This is a genomic window from Paenibacillus sp. FSL W8-1187 (assembly GCF_037965485.1).
Classification (GTDB): Bacteria; Bacillota; Bacilli; order Paenibacillales; family Paenibacillaceae; genus Paenibacillus_O; species Paenibacillus_O pasadenensis.
In genome coordinates, this window is record NZ_CP150181.1 from 2,132,877 (window position 1) to 2,149,301 (window position 16,425).

The 16,425-nt window shown below is 65.2% G+C and carries 19 protein-coding genes; 16 read left to right on the forward strand and 3 right to left on the reverse strand.

Going from position 1 to position 16,425, the window contains the following annotated elements; genetic code table 11:
* Nucleotides 1–6 precede the first annotated feature (6 nt).
* Nucleotides 7–1,080, forward strand: coding sequence for an NAD(P)/FAD-dependent oxidoreductase (locus tag NYE40_RS09055; protein ID WP_028599461.1), 1,074 nt, complete (start codon nt 7–9; stop codon nt 1,078–1,080).
* Between the two features lie 206 nt (nt 1,081–1,286).
* Nucleotides 1,287–3,080 (forward strand): methyl-accepting chemotaxis protein, encoded by a 1,794-nt coding sequence (locus tag NYE40_RS09060; RefSeq protein ID WP_153783301.1) that lies wholly within the window; start codon nt 1,287–1,289, stop codon nt 3,078–3,080.
* Nucleotides 3,081–3,445: 365 nt separating this feature from the next.
* Here the strand turns inward: NYE40_RS09060 and fabV are convergent, their stop codons facing one another.
* Nucleotides 3,446–4,633, reverse strand: a complete 1,188-nt coding sequence (fabV, locus tag NYE40_RS09065; RefSeq protein ID WP_028599464.1) for an enoyl-ACP reductase FabV — start codon at nt 4,631–4,633, stop codon at nt 3,446–3,448.
* Between the two features lie 211 nt (nt 4,634–4,844).
* Here fabV and NYE40_RS09070 point away from each other — a divergent pair, with 211 nt between their 5' ends.
* The 9 genes from NYE40_RS09070 (at nt 4,845) to NYE40_RS09110 (ending at nt 12,823) form a co-directional block, all read left to right on the forward strand.
* The gene (locus NYE40_RS09070; protein ID WP_164820197.1) at nt 4,845–4,991 is read left to right on the forward strand and encodes a hypothetical protein; all 147 of its coding nucleotides are present in this window, start codon (nt 4,845–4,847) and stop codon (nt 4,989–4,991) included.
* Nucleotides 4,992–5,123: 132 nt separating this feature from the next.
* On the forward strand, nt 5,124–5,882 hold the full coding sequence (locus NYE40_RS09075) for an SDR family oxidoreductase (protein WP_153783302.1): 759 nt from the start codon (nt 5,124–5,126) through the stop codon (nt 5,880–5,882).
* A 162-nt stretch (nt 5,883–6,044) separates the two neighbouring features.
* Nucleotides 6,045–7,160 carry an endospore germination permease gene (locus tag NYE40_RS09080; protein ID WP_101808921.1) on the forward strand — a complete coding sequence of 372 codons (1,116 nt, stop codon included), beginning with the start codon at nt 6,045–6,047 and terminating at the stop codon, nt 7,158–7,160.
* Nucleotides 7,157–8,677 carry a spore germination protein gene (locus NYE40_RS09085; RefSeq protein ID WP_339279816.1) on the forward strand — a complete coding sequence of 507 codons (1,521 nt, stop codon included), beginning with the start codon at nt 7,157–7,159 and terminating at the stop codon, nt 8,675–8,677. The genes NYE40_RS09080 and NYE40_RS09085 overlap by 4 nt, the downstream gene beginning before the upstream one ends.
* Nucleotides 8,670–9,848, forward strand: coding sequence for a Ger(x)C family spore germination protein (locus tag NYE40_RS09090; RefSeq protein ID WP_194843328.1), 1,179 nt, complete (start codon nt 8,670–8,672; stop codon nt 9,846–9,848). The genes NYE40_RS09085 and NYE40_RS09090 overlap by 8 nt, the downstream gene beginning before the upstream one ends.
* Before the next feature lie 86 nt (nt 9,849–9,934).
* Nucleotides 9,935–10,330, forward strand: coding sequence for a phage holin family protein (locus tag NYE40_RS09095; protein ID WP_028599467.1), 396 nt, complete (start codon nt 9,935–9,937; stop codon nt 10,328–10,330).
* Between the two features lie 155 nt (nt 10,331–10,485).
* A complete protein-coding gene (locus tag NYE40_RS09100; RefSeq protein WP_052333372.1) occupies nt 10,486–10,866 on the forward strand; it encodes a cytochrome c oxidase subunit II in 381 nt (126 codons plus the stop codon).
* Nucleotides 10,867–11,009: 143 nt separating this feature from the next.
* Complete coding sequence (locus NYE40_RS09105) at nt 11,010–12,140, forward strand: ABC transporter permease (RefSeq protein ID WP_339279817.1); 1,131 nt, start codon at nt 11,010–11,012, stop codon at nt 12,138–12,140.
* Nucleotides 12,137–12,823, forward strand: coding sequence for an ABC transporter ATP-binding protein (locus NYE40_RS09110; protein ID WP_339279818.1), 687 nt, complete (start codon nt 12,137–12,139; stop codon nt 12,821–12,823). Before NYE40_RS09105 ends, NYE40_RS09110 begins: the two co-directional genes overlap by 4 nt.
* Before the next feature lie 116 nt (nt 12,824–12,939).
* Here NYE40_RS09110 and NYE40_RS09115 read toward each other — a convergent pair whose 3' ends face one another.
* Nucleotides 12,940–13,191 carry a hypothetical protein gene (locus NYE40_RS09115; protein WP_028599471.1) on the reverse strand — a complete coding sequence of 84 codons (252 nt, stop codon included), beginning with the start codon at nt 13,189–13,191 and terminating at the stop codon, nt 12,940–12,942.
* 137 nt (nt 13,192–13,328) lie between these two features.
* On the opposite strand from NYE40_RS09115, the gene NYE40_RS09120 reads away from it, so the two are divergent.
* From NYE40_RS09120 to NYE40_RS09140, 5 genes are all read left to right on the forward strand, one after another.
* Nucleotides 13,329–13,616 (forward strand): Dabb family protein, encoded by a 288-nt coding sequence (locus NYE40_RS09120; RefSeq protein WP_028599472.1) that lies wholly within the window; start codon nt 13,329–13,331, stop codon nt 13,614–13,616.
* Between the two features lie 27 nt (nt 13,617–13,643).
* A complete protein-coding gene (locus NYE40_RS09125) occupies nt 13,644–13,766 on the forward strand; it encodes a hypothetical protein (protein ID WP_255309805.1) in 123 nt (40 codons plus the stop codon).
* 19 nt (nt 13,767–13,785) lie between these two features.
* Entirely contained in the window at nt 13,786–14,205 is a 420-nt protein-coding gene (locus tag NYE40_RS09130) for a HepT-like ribonuclease domain-containing protein (protein WP_339279819.1), read from the forward strand.
* 179 nt (nt 14,206–14,384) lie between these two features.
* Nucleotides 14,385–14,894, forward strand: a complete 510-nt coding sequence (locus tag NYE40_RS09135) for a DUF948 domain-containing protein (RefSeq protein WP_101808927.1) — start codon at nt 14,385–14,387, stop codon at nt 14,892–14,894.
* A gap of 1 nt (nt 14,895) precedes the next feature.
* Nucleotides 14,896–15,360, forward strand: a complete 465-nt coding sequence (locus NYE40_RS09140; RefSeq protein WP_052333373.1) for a YtxH domain-containing protein — start codon at nt 14,896–14,898, stop codon at nt 15,358–15,360.
* A 58-nt stretch (nt 15,361–15,418) separates the two neighbouring features.
* Here the strand turns inward: NYE40_RS09140 and NYE40_RS09145 are convergent, their stop codons facing one another.
* A complete protein-coding gene (locus tag NYE40_RS09145) occupies nt 15,419–16,381 on the reverse strand; it encodes an AraC family transcriptional regulator (protein WP_052333374.1) in 963 nt (320 codons plus the stop codon).
* Between the last annotated feature and the right edge of the window lie 44 nt (nt 16,382–16,425).

The following is a 16,425-nucleotide window of genomic DNA, read 5'->3' on the forward strand; positions in this document are numbered from 1 at the left end:
ACCGGATTGAACGGGAATCGCGAAGGTCGGGAAACCGAGGAGCTGTTCGATACGACCATTATCGGCGGAGGGCCGGCCGGGCTCTATTCCGCCTTTTATAGCGGACTGAGAGGGCTGCGGACCAAGATCGTCGAGTATCAGCCTCGCTTGGGAGGCAAGATCCACATCTACCCGGAAAAGATCATCTGGGATGTCGGCGGGCTGACGCCCGTGCCAGGCGCGCAGCTGATCGAGCAGCTCGTGCAGCAGGGGCTGACTTTCGATCCGGAGGTCGTGCTCGGGGAGAAGATCGAGCGCATCGTGAAGGACGAGGAAGGAATCTTTCTGCTCGAAGGGTCTTCGGGCCGGATCCACCGCTCGCGCACGGTCATCGTGGCCGTCGGCGGCGGCATCCTCAATCCGCAGCGGCTGCAGATCGAGGGAGCGGACCGCTTCGAGGTGTCGAACCTCCACTATACGGTCAAGTCGCTCAAGCAGTTCAAGGACAAGGTCGTGCTCGTCTCCGGCGGGGGCAACTCGGCCGTCGACTGGGCCAACGAGCTGGTCGCCGTCGCCCGCCAGGTGTACGTCGTGCACCGCAAGGAATCGCTCACCGGCCATGAGGCCAAGGTCGCCCAGCTGCTCGGCAGCTCGGCGAAATGCCTGTTCCAGACGTCGATCACGCGCTTGCTTGCGGAGCCCGGATCGGACCGCATCGGCAAGGTCGAGCTGACCCATATCGCAACGGGCGAGATCGCGGAGGTGGAGGTCGAGGAGGTCGTCATCAACCACGGCTACGAGCGCGACAGCTCGCTGCTCGACAACAGCCCGCTGGACCTCAAGCGCATCGACAGCTTCTACATCGCGGGCAACGGCAGCGGCGAGTCCTCGGTGCCGGGGCTTTACGCCGCGGGAGACATCCTCATGCAGGAAGGCAAGCTCCATCTCATCGCCGGCACGTTCCAGGACGCGGCCAACGCCGTCAACCGGGCCAAGATGCATCTGAATCCCGATGCCGACAGCTACGCCATGGTTTCCTCGCACAACGACGTGTTCAGCAGCCGCAACAAAGAAATCGTCAAGCAGCTGCTGAACAGCTGAACGCCGCTTCGCCGTCATCAAGGCCGTCCGCATCCGCATGCGGACGGCCTTTTTCGCGCGCTTCTACTCTGCGATAAGTCGATAGCGACTTCCTGCTCCTTCCTTTGTTTAACGCTCCGTTGACGATTCGACCGGCTGGTTTTAATCGTCCTTCCGTAGACTTGAGCCACTCGAATGCAAGCGGGACTTCGGAGGAGGAAGACAGAATGCGCATTTTCAGGGGAAGCGGCTGGTCGGACATGCAGACGAGGCTGATCGCGAGCTTCGCGATCGTCTCGCTGCTGCTGGTCGGCCTCGCCGTCTATCAATTCGAGCGGATCAGCCAGGTCCGCAGCTCGATGACCGAGCAGAAGCGGGAGATGGACAAGCGGCTGTCGACCGCGAAGATCAGCCAGTTCCTGCAGGAGCTGGATCGTTTGGAGGGCGAGCTGAAGCGGGAGAACGACGCGGAGCGCATCGAGCCGTTCCGCACGGTCCATCAGGCGATGGAGACGGAGCTGAGTCGGCTGGACTTCTCCGGCAGCACCGCCGCGCAGGAGGATCTCGAGGCGCTGCGGACGAAGTCCGGCCATTACGCCGGCGAGGTGGAGAAGATGGCCGCGCTGCTCCTGGATGAAAATGCCGATCCGCTGGAGCTGCTGGAGCAGATGGATCTGCTCCATACCCGCACCGCCGCGGAAAACGTGACGATGCTCGACATCAGCAGCCGGCTGAGCGCGGCCGCCGACCGCAATGCGGGCGCCGCCCAGGCGCTCTCGTTCGAGCGGCTGCAGGACACGCTGACGATGTCGGGCGCTGCCGCGCTGGCGGTCATCACGCTTACCGTGGTCGTCGCGTTCCTGCTCGTCCGCTCGTTCCGCGCGAGCGTCGGACAGCTGGAGCGGGCCGTCGGAAGGCTCGCCGAGGGCGATCTGCGGGAGCGGATCGGCTCCTCGCGGACGGACGAGCTCGGCCGGCTGAGCCGTCAGTTCGACGTGATGGTCGACCGGGTGCACGGAATGCTGCAGCGGAGCCGCGCCGTGGCCGCTTCGCTGGAGAGCCGGTCGGGCGCATTCCGTGTGTCCGCCGACGTGACGGCAGCGGCGAACGAGGAGATCCTGCGCTCGATCCGGGACATCGCCGCCGGCGCGGAGAGCCAGAGCGAGCTGTCCGAGGAGACGAGCCGGCTGATGGACGGGCTGGGCGCGGATGTGGAGGCGATCGCGGGCCTGGCCGACGGGATGCTGAAGCTGCGCGGCACGGCGGAGGGCGATACGCGGCGCGGACAGGAGACGGTCGGCCGGCTGCGGGAGACGTCGCGGCAGACCGAGGAGAGCATCGCCTGCATGTTTGAGGAGCTGGAGCGGCTGAGCGGATTCTCGAGCCAAATCTCCGGCATTACGAAGTCGATGATCGAGCTTTCTTCGCAGACGCATGTGCTGGCGCTGAACGCCTCCATCGAAGCGGCGCAGGCGGGGGCGTACGGCAAGGGATTTGCCGTCATCGCCGAGGAGGTCAGGCGGCTGTCGAACCAGACGAAGGAGTCGACGACGGTCATCGGAGGGCTGATCGGCCGGCTGCAGCAGGGCATGGAGCAATTCCGCTCCTCGATGGAAGGCAGCCGCAGCCTGCTCCTGGAGCAGCAGGAGCAGGTCGCGGCGACGCTCGGCAGCTTCGAGGCGATCGGCGGGTCGATGACCCGCATCAGCAAGAGCATCGACGAGGTGCATGCCCAGGTGGACCGCACGCGCGACGCTTGCGGCGGACTTCGGCAGCTCGCCGCCCAGGTGTCGGGCATCGCCGATAGCGCGGCCGCGGCGGCGCAGCAGGTGCTCGCGTCGGGCACGATGCAGGACGAGGAGATCCGCCGGATGGCCCGCCAGGCGGCGGACGTGCATGAGCTGTCGGAGCGGCTGGCGGCGGATATCCGCCTATTCCTGCTGCGCGAGGAGGAGGGCGAGGAGGCGAAGCCTGACGGAGGGCGGGCTCGGCCGGACGGAGACGGCGAAGCGGCGGCATGAGCGCAGGCAGGGAGCGGACCCCGCCGCTGACGGATAAGGCGTGCGCGGGCCCGCGCACGCTCCGGCTTGGCCGGACGCTCCATCCGCCGGTTCCTTGCAGCTCGCGGCAAACCTAAAAGCAGCCCGTTCCTGGCTCCCAGGACGGGCTGCTTCTTCTTAAGCTCCGACCGCGCTCAGCGGGCCGAAGGAATCTCGACGATGGGATCGGCGCCGGGCGCCGCTCAGCGCGCCGAGGGGATGTCGACGATAGGATCGGCGCCGGGCGCCGCTCAGCGCGCCGACGGGATGTCGACGATAGAATCGGCGCCGGGCAACGCTCAGCGGGCCGACGGGATGTCGACGATGGGATCGGCGCCGGGCAACGCTCAGCGGGCCGACGGGATGTCGACGATGGGATCGGCGTCCTGCTCGTAGTCGACGCCGGCCGTTTCAAAGCCGAACAGCTGGAAAAACTCCTTGCGGTAGCCTTCGAGATCGGTCCGCTCGTCGATGTTGGAGCTGTCGACCTCGGCCCAGATGCGCGCGACCTCGTCCTGCACGTCTGCGCGCAGCTCCCAGTCGTCGATGCGAATGCGGCCCTTCTCGTCGAGCGGGGTGCCGCCATCCGCATACAGCAGCTCGAACAGGCGCGCCGTCTGCTGGATCGTATTCTCGTGCAGGCCTTTGTCCTTCATGACCTTGTACAGCGCCGACACGTACAGCGGCACGACCGGGATCGCCGAGCTGGACTGGGTGACGAGCGCCTTGCTCACGCTGACGTAGGCGCGTCCGCCGAGCGGAGCGAGCTGCCGCTGGAGCTCCAGCGCGGTCGCCTCGAGATCGTCCTTGGCCTTGCCGATCGTGCCTTCCCGGTAGATCGCCTGCGTAATCGAGGAGCCGATGTAGGAGTAGGCGATCGTGACGGCGCCTTCGGCGAGCACGCCGGCCTGCTGCAGGCGGGTGATCCAGCGCTGCCAGTCGGCGCCGCCCATGACGGCGACCGTCTGCCGGATGTCGTCGTCCTCGGCCGGCTCGATCGTCACCTCGCTCACTTCGCCGGTGTGGAAGTTGACGGTCTTGTTCGTATACGGATCGCCGATCGGCTTGAGCGTGGAGGAGAACGTCTCTCCGGTGTCGGGATCGGTGCGGCGCGGAGCGGCTACGCTGTAGACGACGAGGTCGACCTGGCCGAGCTCCTCGCGGATCGTCTCGATGACCTTGTCCTTGGTCTCGTCGGCGAAGGCGTCGCCCGTGACGCTGATGGACGTCAGGCCGGCCTCGGCGGCCTCGCGCTCGAAGGCGGCGGAGTTGTACCAGCCGGGAGATGCGGTGCGCTTGTCCGTCGCGGCGGACGGACGGAAGACGCCGACGGTCGCCGCGCCGGCGCCGAAAGCGAGGGCGATGCGGGCGGACAGGCCGTAGCCGGTCGACGCGCCAAGCACGAGGGCGCGCTTGGGTCCTTCCAAGCGGGGCTGCTGCTGTATGTACTCGATCTGCTCGCGGACCTGGCGCGCGCAGCCTTCCGGATGCGCGGTCGTGCAGATGAAGCCGCGTGTTCTCGGTTTGATGATCATGATCAGGCATCCTTTCTCCTAGCGGCGGGATCGAATGGTTCGGAAGCGGCGGATGCCGGCATCCGACTTTCATTGTAAGGGATTCAGGGGAAAAGGGAAACCTTGCGGACGCGCCTGATGGAGAAGCGGAGGGAGGGGCAAGCTACCGGATGCGGCGCGGCGGCCCTGCGGGGACCGCCGGATCAAGCCCGCGGAAGGAGGCGGATGGAAAATGGCCAAAGGCGGCAAGATCAGCCTCGACAGCAAGCAGCAGTCGCTGGCGCAGCGGTCCAAGGAAGCGGAAAATCGGGCCGCTGCCGGCAGCGACGAGAACCGCAATCAGAAGGGACATGTTCCGAACCAGCCCTCGACCGGTTAAAATGGAGGCAGGACGGGCCTAGGCCCCGGACGCTCGGCCGGATGCCGGCCGATAGATCCGGAGGGCAGCGGGGTATAGAGGTAGATACCCCGGGCGGCTTGGCGGCCGGCCCGAAGCGAAAGGATGAGAGCGATGGAGAGCAGGCGGACGGAGACGGACAGGACGATCATCACGGGAGCGGGCTCCGGCATCGGCCGGGCGCTCGCTCAAGCCTATGCCGGCAAAGGGGACGAGGTGCTGCTCGTCGACCGCAGCCGCGAAGGGCTGGAGCAGACGCTGCGGCTGATCGAGGCGGCAGGCGGAAAAGCGCAGGTCCATGAGGCGGATCTGAGCCGCCCGGAAGCAGTGAAGGAGCTGTTCGGGCGCGTCCGGGAAAGCTGGGGCGCGGCCGACGTGCTGGTGAACAACGCCGGCATCAGCGCCTTCAAGCCCCTCTGGGAGCTGGAGGTGGAGGAATGGGACGTCGTGCTGGATACGAATCTGCGCGGCACGTTCCTGTGCAGCCGCGAGGCGGCCGTTCTGATGCGGGAGAAGGGCGTGCGGGGACGGATCGTGAACATCGCCTCGACGCGGGCGTTCATGTCCGAGCCCGACTCGGAAGCGTACGCGGCGTCCAAGGGCGGCATCCTCGCGCTGACGCATGCGCTCGCGCTCTCGCTTGCTCCGCACGGCATCCGGGTCAACTCGGTCAGCCCCGGCTGGATCGAGACCGGCGACACGGCCAAGCTGAGCGTCCGCGACCATGAGCAGCATCCGTCCGGCCGCGTCGGACGTCCGGACGACATCGCCCGCGCCTGCTTCTATCTGACCGATTCGGCCAACGATTTCGTCACCGGCGAGAACATTACGGTCGACGGCGGCATGACGCGCAAGATGATCTATGCCGAATAGGCTCGGCTCTTCGCCGAGTCCGCGGCCTGGCCGCATCATTCAAAAGCCTTCCCGCCCGGCGCTGCCGGAGCGGGAAGGCTTTTTGAATTGAAGCCTGCCGGCCTCGCTTTTGGATATTCCTGCCGATAGAGGGATAATCTAACCCCAAAAGGAGGGGATCGCATGCAGGCCGCGAACCAGATCGGCCGCTTGCCGGCCGTGTTCATTCTCGTGCTGTCGGTCGGACTCGTCAATCACGTCCTGATCTTGCCCATTATCCTTCGTGTCGCCGGCCGCGACAGCTGGATCAGTCCGCTGCTCGCCTGCGTGCTCGGCGTCCTGTGGATATGCCTGCCTGTCTACGGCACGATGAAGCGGCTGCGCGAGCCGTTCTGGTCGGCGGCGGAGCGGACGCTCGGCAAGGCCGGCTCATGGGCGCTGAAGCTGCCGGTGCTTGTCGTGCTGCTGGCAACCGCATTCAATTCGCTCATCGACACCATTTCCTGGAGCAAGTCGACCTATCTGCCGGCTACGCCCAATTTCATGTTCGCGATCTGCCTGCTCGGCGTCTCGCTTTATGCCGTCTCCAAAGGGCTGCGGACGATCGCTTTCGCCTCATGCGTCCTGCTGCCGTTCGTCGTCTTGTTCGGAGACTTCGTCATGGGAGCGAACATGCCGCATAAGGACTACCAGTTCCTCAAGCCGTTCCTCGTGCAGGGATTCACCCCGGTGTGGCACGGGGCGCTGCTTGCGGGCTGCTCTCTCGTCGAGATCTACATCCTCGTGCTGTATCAGCACCATATCCGGCAGAAGTTCGCCTTGTGGCAGCTCCTCCTGCTCATGGTGGCGCTCGTGCTGCTGACGATGGGGCCGCTGCTTGGAGCGATCACGCAGTTCGGGCCGACCGAGGCGGCCAAGATGCGCTATCCGGCCTTCTCGCAGTGGCGACTTGTCCAGATCGGCAAGTACATCGAGCATCTCGACTTCTTCGCGGTCTACCAGTGGCTGTCCGGGTCGCTCATCCGCATCGCGATCAGCCTCTATCTCGTCCAGGAGCTGCTCGGGATCCGGCGGCCCAAGGCGAAGGCGGCGTACGGCTGGCTGCTGTTCGCAGCGCTGACCCCGCTGGCCCAGCTGGTCACGGACCATATGATTCCGTATCGCGAGCTGATGGTGTATTATTTCCCGGCATCCGGACTGCTGCTGCTGCTGGTCAGCCTGGGCAGCTGGCTCGTGGCGGCGCTGGCGCGAAGCAGCCGTTCGAAGCCGGCTGGCGGAAGCAAAGGAGGACAGACATGACCCAACAAGGAAAATCGGGCAGCCGGTCGGCGTTCTCGATCGGCCGCGCGCGCGGCAGCGGCCAGGACCGGTCCCGGGAGCGGGACGGCGTCCGGCGCCGCCGCTGGACGAAGGAAGAGCTGCTGGACAAGCTGGAAGGCTGCGGCGACGTCGAGATGCTGGATTCGGGGCTGATGACCGAGCAAGGCGGGCAGAAGGATGTCGTGCTGCTGTATTGTCCGAACCTCATCGACTCCACGCTGTTCCAGCTGTCCGTGCTGAGCGAGCTCAGGCAGCATGGCGGCCGGATCGTAGCCGGCTCGGACACGAAGCTGCTCCATTTCGATCCGGCGGACGAAGTCCAGAACCTGTTCGAGGCTCTGTTCAGCGGAGCGGTGCTTATCCTCGCCGGCGAGGGAGAGGAGCAGCGGATCTACCTGTCGGACATCGCCAACCTGTCGGTCCGGCAGCCTGACGAGTCGGTCATGGAAGTATCGCTCAAAGGGCCGCGCGACGGCTTTGTCGAGAACATCCAGCAGAACATCAGCCTCGTGCGCCGGCGGCTGAAGACGCCGGACCTGCAGATCGACCTGCTGACGGCGGGAAGCGAGTCCCGCACGCAGATCGCGCTTCTGTTCATGGCGAGCCTCGCCGAGCCGGCGATCGTCGAGAGCGCGCGGCGCAGGCTGGAGAACATCGCCGATTCGGTCGTCTTCATCGAGAGCAGCACGCAGATCGAGGCGCTTGTCTCCGACGGCAAGGGAAAGATGTTCCCGCTCGTCCACTACAGCGGACGCCCTGACTTCGTCGCCTCGTCGCTGATGGCCGGGCGCATCGCGATCCTCGTCGACGGCAATCCTGCCTGCGTCATCGCGCCGGCGGATCTCGCCTTCCTCCTCAAGTCGCCCGAAGACCTGCACATGCCGTACTTCTATGTCTCCCTGGAGCGGACGCTGCGCTTCATCGGGCTGTTCCTCAGCCTGTTCGCTCCCGGCTTCTGGATCGCGCTCTGCTCGTTCAACACGGACCAGATCCCGTTCAACCTGCTGGCGACGATCTCCACTTCGCGCAGCGGACTGCCGTTCTCGAGCACGATGGAAATGTTCCTCATGCTGACGATGTTCGAGCTGTTCCGCGAGGCTGGGGTGCGGCTGCCGCGGGCGGTCGGGCAGACCGTGTCGGTCGTCGGCGGGCTGATCGTCGGCAACGCGGCGATCGAAGCCGGCCTCACGTCGCCGACGATGCTCGTCGTCGCCGCCGTCACCGCCGTCGCGACGTTCTCGCTCGTCAACCAGACGCTGAACGGGACGGTCACGGTGCTGCGTTACGCCGTGCTCGCCGCGGCCTCCGTGCTCGGCATGTTCGGCTTTTTCATCAGCCTGCTGGCGATCGTCGTCCATGTGTGCTCGCTGGAGTCGTTCGGCCGCCCCTACATGGCTCCGCTCGCGACGATGGAATTCAAGAACATGCTGCCGAGCTTCCTGCAGCTGCCGTGGAAGAAGCGCAGGCTGCAAGGCGGAGGCGGAAGCCATGACTAGCCGGCGCGCCTCCCGCGCCGCCTGGCTCCGGCTCGTCGCGGCGCTGCTGCCGGCGCTGCTGCTTCAGGGATGCTGGGACGAGATCGACATGACCGATCAAGGGTACGTGTCGGCGCTCGGAGTCGACTACGTCGACGGCCAGTATGTCGTCTACACGCAGCTGATCCAGTTCAAGGCGATCGCCAAGCAGAAAGGCGCGGGTCCCGGCAACGGCAACGTATGGGTGGGAACCGCCAAAGGAAAGACGCTGCTGACCGCGATGGGCAACCTGCAGCGGACGAGCCAGTTCGTCCTCAATATGGAGCACCTGAAGGCGATGATCGTCCACGAGCGGGCGCTGCCGCTGATGAGCGACATTCTCGACGCGAACAACCGCCAGCGGGCTTCCCGCTATACGACGCTCGTCTTCGGCACGCGGGGGCCGATCGCCGAGCTGCTCCAGACGGAATCGTTCTTCGGCTCCTCGCCGCTGCTCAGCGTGCTGTACAACCCGAGCAGCCAGTACGCGCAGAGCAGCTATATCCGGCCGATCAGCATGCAGGAGCTCGTCCGCTTCCTCGACGAGGAAGGCTTCACGGCGATGCTTCCTTCCCTGAAGCTCGACAAAGGCAATTGGCTGCAGTCCGACCGGGAGCTGAAGGTGCAGGCGTACGACGGGCTGTTCGCATTCAACCACCGCAAGTTCAAGCGGTTCCTGCCGCTGGAAGACACGGAGGGCTTCCGCTGGATCGATCCTTCCTTCCTGCAGTATGTGGTGAATACGAAATCGGAAGAGGACGGGGGAGACGGGGACAAGCAGGGCCAGCCGAACGCGAGCGTAAGCATCAACCGCTCCCGGCCGCGCGTCAGCATGGACGTATCCGATGGGGAACCGCATTTCAGGATGGAGGTGAGCTTGAAGGGCCATGTCGTCGAGCTGGACGGCAATCTGGACGAGCAGGAGATCACGCGGCAAGTGGAGGAGGCGATCCGAAGCGAGATCATGGACACGTTCCGCAAAGGCTGCGCCGCCGGAGTGGACGTGCTGCTGCTTGGAGAGAAGCTGTACCGCGACCAGTATCACGTCTGGAAGCAGCTCAACAGCGGGCGGGAATGGATTCCGAAGCCCGGCCAGCTCGAGGCGGTAGTGAAGCTGGAGCTCATCCACACGGGCAAATTCAACCTCAGCTGACCTGCGGCGTGCAGGCGGACAAACAGTCCGCAGGACAAGACGGCGCATAAACTGTTCTATCGAACCCGATAGAGGAGGAATGCGCCATGAAAGACGGACTGGCCGTGCCGCTCGCCGCCGTCATCGGCTCGATCGTCAGCTTTGCCTTCGGCATCTGGCACGAGTCGCTGACGCTGCTGCTCGTCTGCATGGCGGTGGACTATATCACCGGAATCTCCGCTTCGCTCAAGGAGCGGCGGGGGCTGAGCAGCATCGTCGGCTCCTGGGGGCTCGCGCGCAAAGGACTGACGCTGCTCATCATTCTGATCGCGCATCGGATCGACGAGCTGCTGGGCGGCGGAAGCGCGGTGATGGGCGCCGCGATCTATTTCTACATCGGCAACGAGCTGCTGTCCATCGTGGAGAACTGCGGACGCATCGGGCTGCCGCTGCCGGAAAAGCTGCGGTCGGCGATCGAAATCTTCCGCCGCAAGGACGAGTGAACGACACGGAATGTTCAATGAATTGTCAAAATCTTGCCCTCGATGTCCGCATGGAAGCGGTTGAAGCTTGTGATGGACCCCCTTTATTCGTTATAGTAAGAAATAGCTATGGACAAAACTGGATCATCATCAATGCAAAGGGGAGCAAGAACCTCATGAAATGGATTATGTCAATTCTGCTCGTCATTACCGCTGGCGTCGGCATCTACATGCTTACGCTCGGCCTGCCGGAAGGTCCGAAGGACGAGACGGCGGATCTGCCGGAAGGCGTGGAGCTGCTCAAGGTGACCGCCTCCAACGATTTCGTCTTCGACAAGCAGGAATACGTCGTCAAAGCCGGCCAGAAGTACAAGCTGGTGCTGCATAACAAGAGCGGCATCCATGGACTCGGCATCGAGGAGCTCGGCATCGACCTGCAAGGCGATACGATGGAGCAGGAAGTGACCTTCGACAAGCCAGGCCGTTATGAAATGCACTGCTCGGTCATGTGCGGCATCGGCCATGCCGACATGAAATCGACGCTCGTCGTCGAATAATCGGCGCCGCCGGATCAAGCGCTCCCTTCGGGGGGCGCTTTTTTTGCGCGCTTCGTGCGCCATCGCCGATGTAACGAGCGGTTCACGCTCCGTTCATACGCCGTCCCTAAGCTGAATGCATCGAGACAAGGAGGCGATGAAGGATGTTTTTGGCGCTTCGGGAAATGAGGCATTCGAAGCTGAGGTACGCGCTGATGGCGGCGATATTGATTCTGGTGTCCTTTCTCGTGCTGTTCGTGACGGGGCTGGCCAAAGGACTGAGCTACGCGAACGCGTCCTCGGTCGTCAACATGCCGGCGGACGCGTTTCTGCTGTCGGCGGATGCCGAGCATCGGCTGGCGCGCTCGGAGCTGGCCGCCCCGCAGGCGGAGCGGATTCGCGAGCTGGCTGGGGAAGGCAAGTCGGAGGCGCTCGGCGTGCGGATGGCTGCGGTCGAGGTCGACGGAGCCGGCAAGGCCGACGCGGCGGTGCTCGCCGTCGATCCGGAGGGCTGGCTCGCTCCGCCGGTGGTAGAGGGCGCTGCGCTTGCGCCGGGCGATACGGGCAAGGCCGTGGCGGACGCGCAGCTGAAGGCTGCGGGGGCGCGCATCGGCGGGGTGCTGACCGATACGGCCAGCGGGCGGAGCTGGGAAATCGTCGGCTTCACGCAGGACGAATCGTTCAGCCATACGCCGGCGCTGTTCGTCAGTCCGGCCGAATGGGCGGAGCTGGCTCGGCCGGTCCGCGGCGGAGCTGCCAGCGGCGGCGGCGATCCGGCGGGCTCGGCGCCGTACAATGCGATCGCCTTGCAGGGCGACGCGCAGCGGCTGGAGGCGATCGCGGCAGAGCTGCCGGACACGGCGCTGCTGAGCAAGCGCCAGGTGATCGAGGCGATCCCAGGCTACTCGGCGGAGCAAGGCTCGCTGTCGATGATGATCGCGTTCCTCTATGTCATCTCGGCGTTTGTGCTGGCGGTGTTCTTTTATGTCATGACGCTCCAGAAGCTCGGCCAGTTCGGCATCCTCAAGGCGATCGGCGCCGGCACCGGTTATCTGGCGCGCAGCGTCGCGGTGCAGGTGCTGCTGCTGGCGGCGGCGAGCCTGGCCGCGAGCCTGCTGCTGATCGCGGGCTTCCGCGCCGTGCTGCCGGCCTCGCTGCCGTTCCGGCTGGACGAGATGACGCTGCTCGCCACCTGCGGCTTGTTCCTGGCGACATCGGCCGCCGGCTCGCTCGTATCGATCGTCAAAGTAGCCCGCGCCGATGCGCTGGAAGCGATAGGGAGGACAACGGCATGAACAGGACGAAGGCGAAGCTCGTGCTGGACGGAATCACGCATGCGTTCACGGACGGGGAGAAGGAAAGGACGATTTTGGACGGGCTGTCGCTCGAGGTGGGGGAGGGCGAGCTGGTCGCGGTGACCGGGCCGTCCGGCTCCGGCAAGAGCACGTTCCTGTCGATCGCGGGGGCGCTGCTGTCGCCGGACGGCGGCGAGGTGCGCATCGACGGGCAGCCGCTGTCCGGCATGGACGCGATGCGGCTCGCGCAGCTGCGTCTCGGCAAGCTCGGCTTCATCTTTCAATCGGCGAACCTGATTCCTTACTTGAAGGTGGAGGAGCAGCTGCTGCTCGTCGCCAGGCTTGCCAGCATGCCGCGGGGGGAGGCGGCGGCGCGCTCGCGGGAGCTGCTGGAGCGGCTCGGCCTCGGCGGCCGGCGCAAGGCGTATCCGGAGCGGCTGTCGGGAGGGGAGAAGCAACGGGCGGCGATCGCCCGGGCCTGGATGAACGGGCCCGAGGTCATCCTCGCGGACGAGCCGACGGCGAGCCTCGACGCGCCGCGCGGCGCGGATGTCATGGAGATGCTGCGCGCAGAGGTGAAGGCGCGCAGCAAGGCGGGCGTCGTCGTGACGCATGACGAGCGGGTGCTTCCGTTTTGCGACCGGGTGCTCGTGCTGGACGCGGGCAGGCTGAAGCCGGCCTGACGGCGGCGGAAACGGCGGCAGCCCGGCGGCGCGCTCCTTCTTTTAGAGGAGGAGCTTCGCTGCCGGGCTGCTTCGCGCGCGGAGCGCGGCGTCCATGGGCGTCCGCCGATGCGGCTTCAGACGCGCCTGCGCCTGCGGCCAGCCGCGATCAGCCGATCGCAGGCATAGCCGATGACGGCGTAGCACAGCACCGTCAAGGCGTACATGACGATGACCGGCGTCTTGTGGATGTCGTAGAACACGTCGGATATCCAGGCGACCGGACTGAACATGAAGAAGAACACATTATGGGGGTCGTAGCCCGTCGAGCTGAACAGGCACAGGATCAGGCCGAGGGCAGTCGCAGCAAGCGTGACCGGATAGCGCATATGGGCAAAGCTCCCTTCCGCCGGCATTGCCGAATCGTACGGCTTGCGTTATTATGGGTCAAAAGGGCGCCGGACATGCAGACGGCGGACAAGGCCCTTCCGCCTGCGGGCACAACTGGATTGGAGGATACGCGGCAATGTTGACTCATATCGTCTTTTTCCGCCTGAAGGACCGCTCTCCCGAGAGCGTCGAGGCCACGGCGGCCGTCCTGCGCGCCATGGAGGGCAAGATCGAGGTTCTCCGCCATCTGGAGGTCGGCAAGGACGTCGTCCACTCGGAGCGCTCCTACGACATCGCGCTCGTGACGAAGTTCGACTCTCTCGAGGCGCTGGGCGAGTATCAGGTCCATCCGGTCCATCAGGATGTCATCCGCCATATGAACGAGGCGCGGGAATCGTCCGTCGCCGTCGATTACGAATCCTAAGCGGAGCCGGGGAGGAAGCATTCATTCATGGAAGAGCAGCAGTCGCTCGGGGAAGACTTCTATATGATGATCACCTATCTTTTTGTCGTCGTCATCAGCAGCGTCATCATGATCGTCTGGCTGAAGCGTCGCGGCAAAAAGAAGAAATAAGCATTCACGGAGGCGCTTCATGTATTATGTGAACGTGCAGGACATCCGGCTGCGGCTGGATGGAATACCGGAGCTGGCGGACGCGCTCGACGAGCTCGCGGCATCCTGGAACGGCTCGACGCTCCACGGACTCGCGCAGGAGCGGCTGCTCCACCTGGCGATCGAGACGGTGACCGACGTCGGCAGCTGCCTGATCGACGGCTACATCATGCGCGAGGCGAGCAGCTACAGCGACATCATCGAGATCATCGGCGGCGAAGAGGTGCTGGACGCGGAGCTGGCCGAGCGGCTCAAGCAGCTGACGGCGCTGCGCCGTCCGCTCGTGCAGGAGTTTTTCAGCTGGCCGCGCGGCGAGCGGCATCCGTTCACGGCGGAGCTCGCCGGCTGGCTGCGGCGCTTCAGCGATCAGGTCGGGCACTATCTGCAAAAAGAACAGTAGCATCATTAGCCGCATCCGCCGCCATGAAGGCGCAGGATGCGGCTTTTTTCATCGTTCCGTCAGCCCGGACTCGCGGGCTGGCTTTTTTTTGTGTCACTTGGAGCCCGCGGCGCATCTACTGAGAGCAGGAACTGGGCTCCCGCCCGGTCCGGCAACAGATGCAGCGGGAGGCGAGGCGGATGGAATGGTGGTATGCGGGCTGCGCGGCGCTGCTATGCCTGTCGGCGGCTGCGGCCGCTTGGCAGGCGCGGGCGCTGATGCGGCGGCTGGCCGAGACGGCGGCGGAGCTGGAAAAGGCTTCGTCGCGCACGCTCGGCGAAACGGCGGAGCTGGCCGGCGAGCTTCGCGCGCTCGTCGGAAAGGCGGAGCAGGCGGCCGTCATGGCCGGCCGGCAGCTCGAGAAGCTGGCGCCGCTTGCGGAAGCGGCCGGTTCGCTGCAGGCAGCGGCGGACACGGCCGGCACGGCCGCACGGCGGATCGCCGAGCAGGCGGCCGGCACCGCGGATGCGGCCGCAGCAAGAGTCCGCTCGGCGGCCGGCAAGTACCGGCCTCAGCTCGAGGAAGCGATCGCCATCGCCGACGCCGCGCTCGAAGGCTGGATGTATGTGCGCTCGGCGGCTTCCCGGCTCAGATCGCCTGCATGTTCCGGCGGGGAACAAGGGAACCCTAATGACGAAAGGAGAGATTGACATGGTCAAATGGCAAACGAAGAAACGCGGCGGGGGCTTCCTGCTCGGAGCCCTGGCCGGAGGCGTCATCGGCTCGGTGACAGCGCTGCTGTTCGCCCCGAAATCCGGCAGCGAGCTGCGGAGCGACATCGGCGAGCGCGCATCGCGCGCGGCCGACAAAGCAGGCGAGATCGGCTCGCGGATCGGCAGCTCGGCGGCCGAAGCGGCGCGCCACACGGCCGAAAGCGCCTCGGCGCTGAAGGAAAAGGCGATCCACACGGCCGATCATCTGGCTTCCGGCATCAAGTTCTGGGAGCGCAAGACGGAGGAGCCGATCGTATCCATCGCATCGGCGAACCTTTCTTCGGCCGCGATCGAAGGGGCCGATACGATCGAGGAGCTGGCCGGCAGCCTGCAGGCGGCGGACATCCTGGACGAAGAAGAAGCGGCTGCGATCCAGACGAACGGCGAAGACGACAAGATCTGAGAGCCGATCGCGAATCGGGGCGGAGCCGGAGCGTCGTCCATGCGGCTCGGGCTGCGTCCTAATCCGAGCGGCCGGCGTAGCGGGAAGGCGGCATGCCGAACGTTCGTCCGAATATCCGCTGAAAATACGAAACCTCCCCATAGCCGAGATAATCGGCTATTTCTTCTATCGTCAGAAGCGATTCCGACAGCATGTAGACCGCCGTCCGCATGCGCTGGGCATGCACGTACCCGCTGATCGTCTGTCCGGTCCCCTGGCGGAACAGCGTGGCGGCGTAGTTGGGCGTGCGTCCGATGCAGCGCCCGAGGTCTTCTTTGGTGACCTTCTCCCGATACTTGTCTTGGATGTAGGCTTTCATCCGCTCCAGATGGCGTTCGGCGACCGGTGTCGGCCGACCGGCATGAGCCTCGCGGCTCCAAAGCGCCGCGATCTCAAGCGCGATGCCTTCTCCGCGCACGCGGTAGCCTGGCTCGCGGTCGCTGTCTTCCTCGAGGAGCGTGCGCAGCCGGCCTACCATCCAGTCGAGCCGCAGCGTATGCAGCAAGGCTCCCTGCGACGGCAGGCCAAGCTCCCGCACGGATGCGCAGTCCGCTTCGATTCCAAGCAGGTAAAGCTCCTGCATGCGGCCGCTGCCTGCATGAACCGAGGGCAGGGAGCCCGGCGGAGCATAAGCCATGTCGCCCCGCTTCAGCTCAAGCTCCGTTCCATCCGCGTCCAAGCGCAAGGCAAGGCTCCCGTACGCCATCAAAAGCAGCAGCCCCATCCCCGAGCCTGCCTGCTGCGTTGTGCCGGAGCTTGCGAGCGGCGGTTCGAAGGAGCTACCTGGCAGCGGCGCTTGAAGCGTGTTGTCGGAATGCGCATGCAGCGGCGCATGAAGCGGGTTGTAGGAATGCGCATGCAGCTGCGCTTGAAGCGGGTTGTCGGTATTCGCGTGCCGCTGCGCTTGAAGCGTGTTGCCGGAACTCGCGCGCAGCGGCATGCCGTCGAGCTTTCCCTGCAGCCTCCTGATGGTCCAATCCATTCTATTCCTCCTCTGTTGCAACCCCTAAATCGTACTATAGTTTT

Bases quoted from the DNA above. Each gene is read 5' to 3' on its own strand.
- NYE40_RS09110 (WP_339279818.1), top strand. From the start codon at position 12,137: ATGAACAGGACGAAGGCGAAGCTCGTGCTGGACGGAATCACGCATGCG.
- NYE40_RS09115 (WP_028599471.1), bottom strand. From the start codon at position 13,191: ATGCGCTATCCGGTCACGCTTGCTGCGACTGCCCTCGGCCTGATCCTG.
- NYE40_RS09145 (WP_052333374.1), bottom strand. From the start codon at position 16,381: ATGGATTGGACCATCAGGAGGCTGCAGGGAAAGCTCGACGGCATGCCG.
- NYE40_RS09060 (WP_153783301.1), top strand. From the start codon at position 1,287: ATGCGCATTTTCAGGGGAAGCGGCTGGTCGGACATGCAGACGAGGCTG.
- NYE40_RS09120 (WP_028599472.1), top strand. From the start codon at position 13,329: ATGTTGACTCATATCGTCTTTTTCCGCCTGAAGGACCGCTCTCCCGAG.
- NYE40_RS09090 (WP_194843328.1), top strand. From the start codon at position 8,670: ATGACTAGCCGGCGCGCCTCCCGCGCCGCCTGGCTCCGGCTCGTCGCG.
- NYE40_RS09095 (WP_028599467.1), top strand. From the start codon at position 9,935: ATGAAAGACGGACTGGCCGTGCCGCTCGCCGCCGTCATCGGCTCGATC.
- NYE40_RS09100 (WP_052333372.1), top strand. From the start codon at position 10,486: ATGAAATGGATTATGTCAATTCTGCTCGTCATTACCGCTGGCGTCGGC.
- NYE40_RS09130 (WP_339279819.1), top strand. From the start codon at position 13,786: ATGTATTATGTGAACGTGCAGGACATCCGGCTGCGGCTGGATGGAATA.
- NYE40_RS09140 (WP_052333373.1), top strand. From the start codon at position 14,896: ATGGTCAAATGGCAAACGAAGAAACGCGGCGGGGGCTTCCTGCTCGGA.
- NYE40_RS09105 (WP_339279817.1), top strand. From the start codon at position 11,010: ATGTTTTTGGCGCTTCGGGAAATGAGGCATTCGAAGCTGAGGTACGCG.
- NYE40_RS09125 (WP_255309805.1), top strand. From the start codon at position 13,644: ATGGAAGAGCAGCAGTCGCTCGGGGAAGACTTCTATATGATGATCACC.
- NYE40_RS09070 (WP_164820197.1), top strand. From the start codon at position 4,845: ATGGCCAAAGGCGGCAAGATCAGCCTCGACAGCAAGCAGCAGTCGCTG.
- NYE40_RS09080 (WP_101808921.1), top strand. From the start codon at position 6,045: ATGCAGGCCGCGAACCAGATCGGCCGCTTGCCGGCCGTGTTCATTCTC.
- fabV (WP_028599464.1), bottom strand. From the start codon at position 4,633: ATGATCATCAAACCGAGAACACGCGGCTTCATCTGCACGACCGCGCAT.
- NYE40_RS09135 (WP_101808927.1), top strand. From the start codon at position 14,385: ATGGAATGGTGGTATGCGGGCTGCGCGGCGCTGCTATGCCTGTCGGCG.
- NYE40_RS09085 (WP_339279816.1), top strand. From the start codon at position 7,157: ATGACCCAACAAGGAAAATCGGGCAGCCGGTCGGCGTTCTCGATCGGC.
- NYE40_RS09075 (WP_153783302.1), top strand. From the start codon at position 5,124: ATGGAGAGCAGGCGGACGGAGACGGACAGGACGATCATCACGGGAGCG.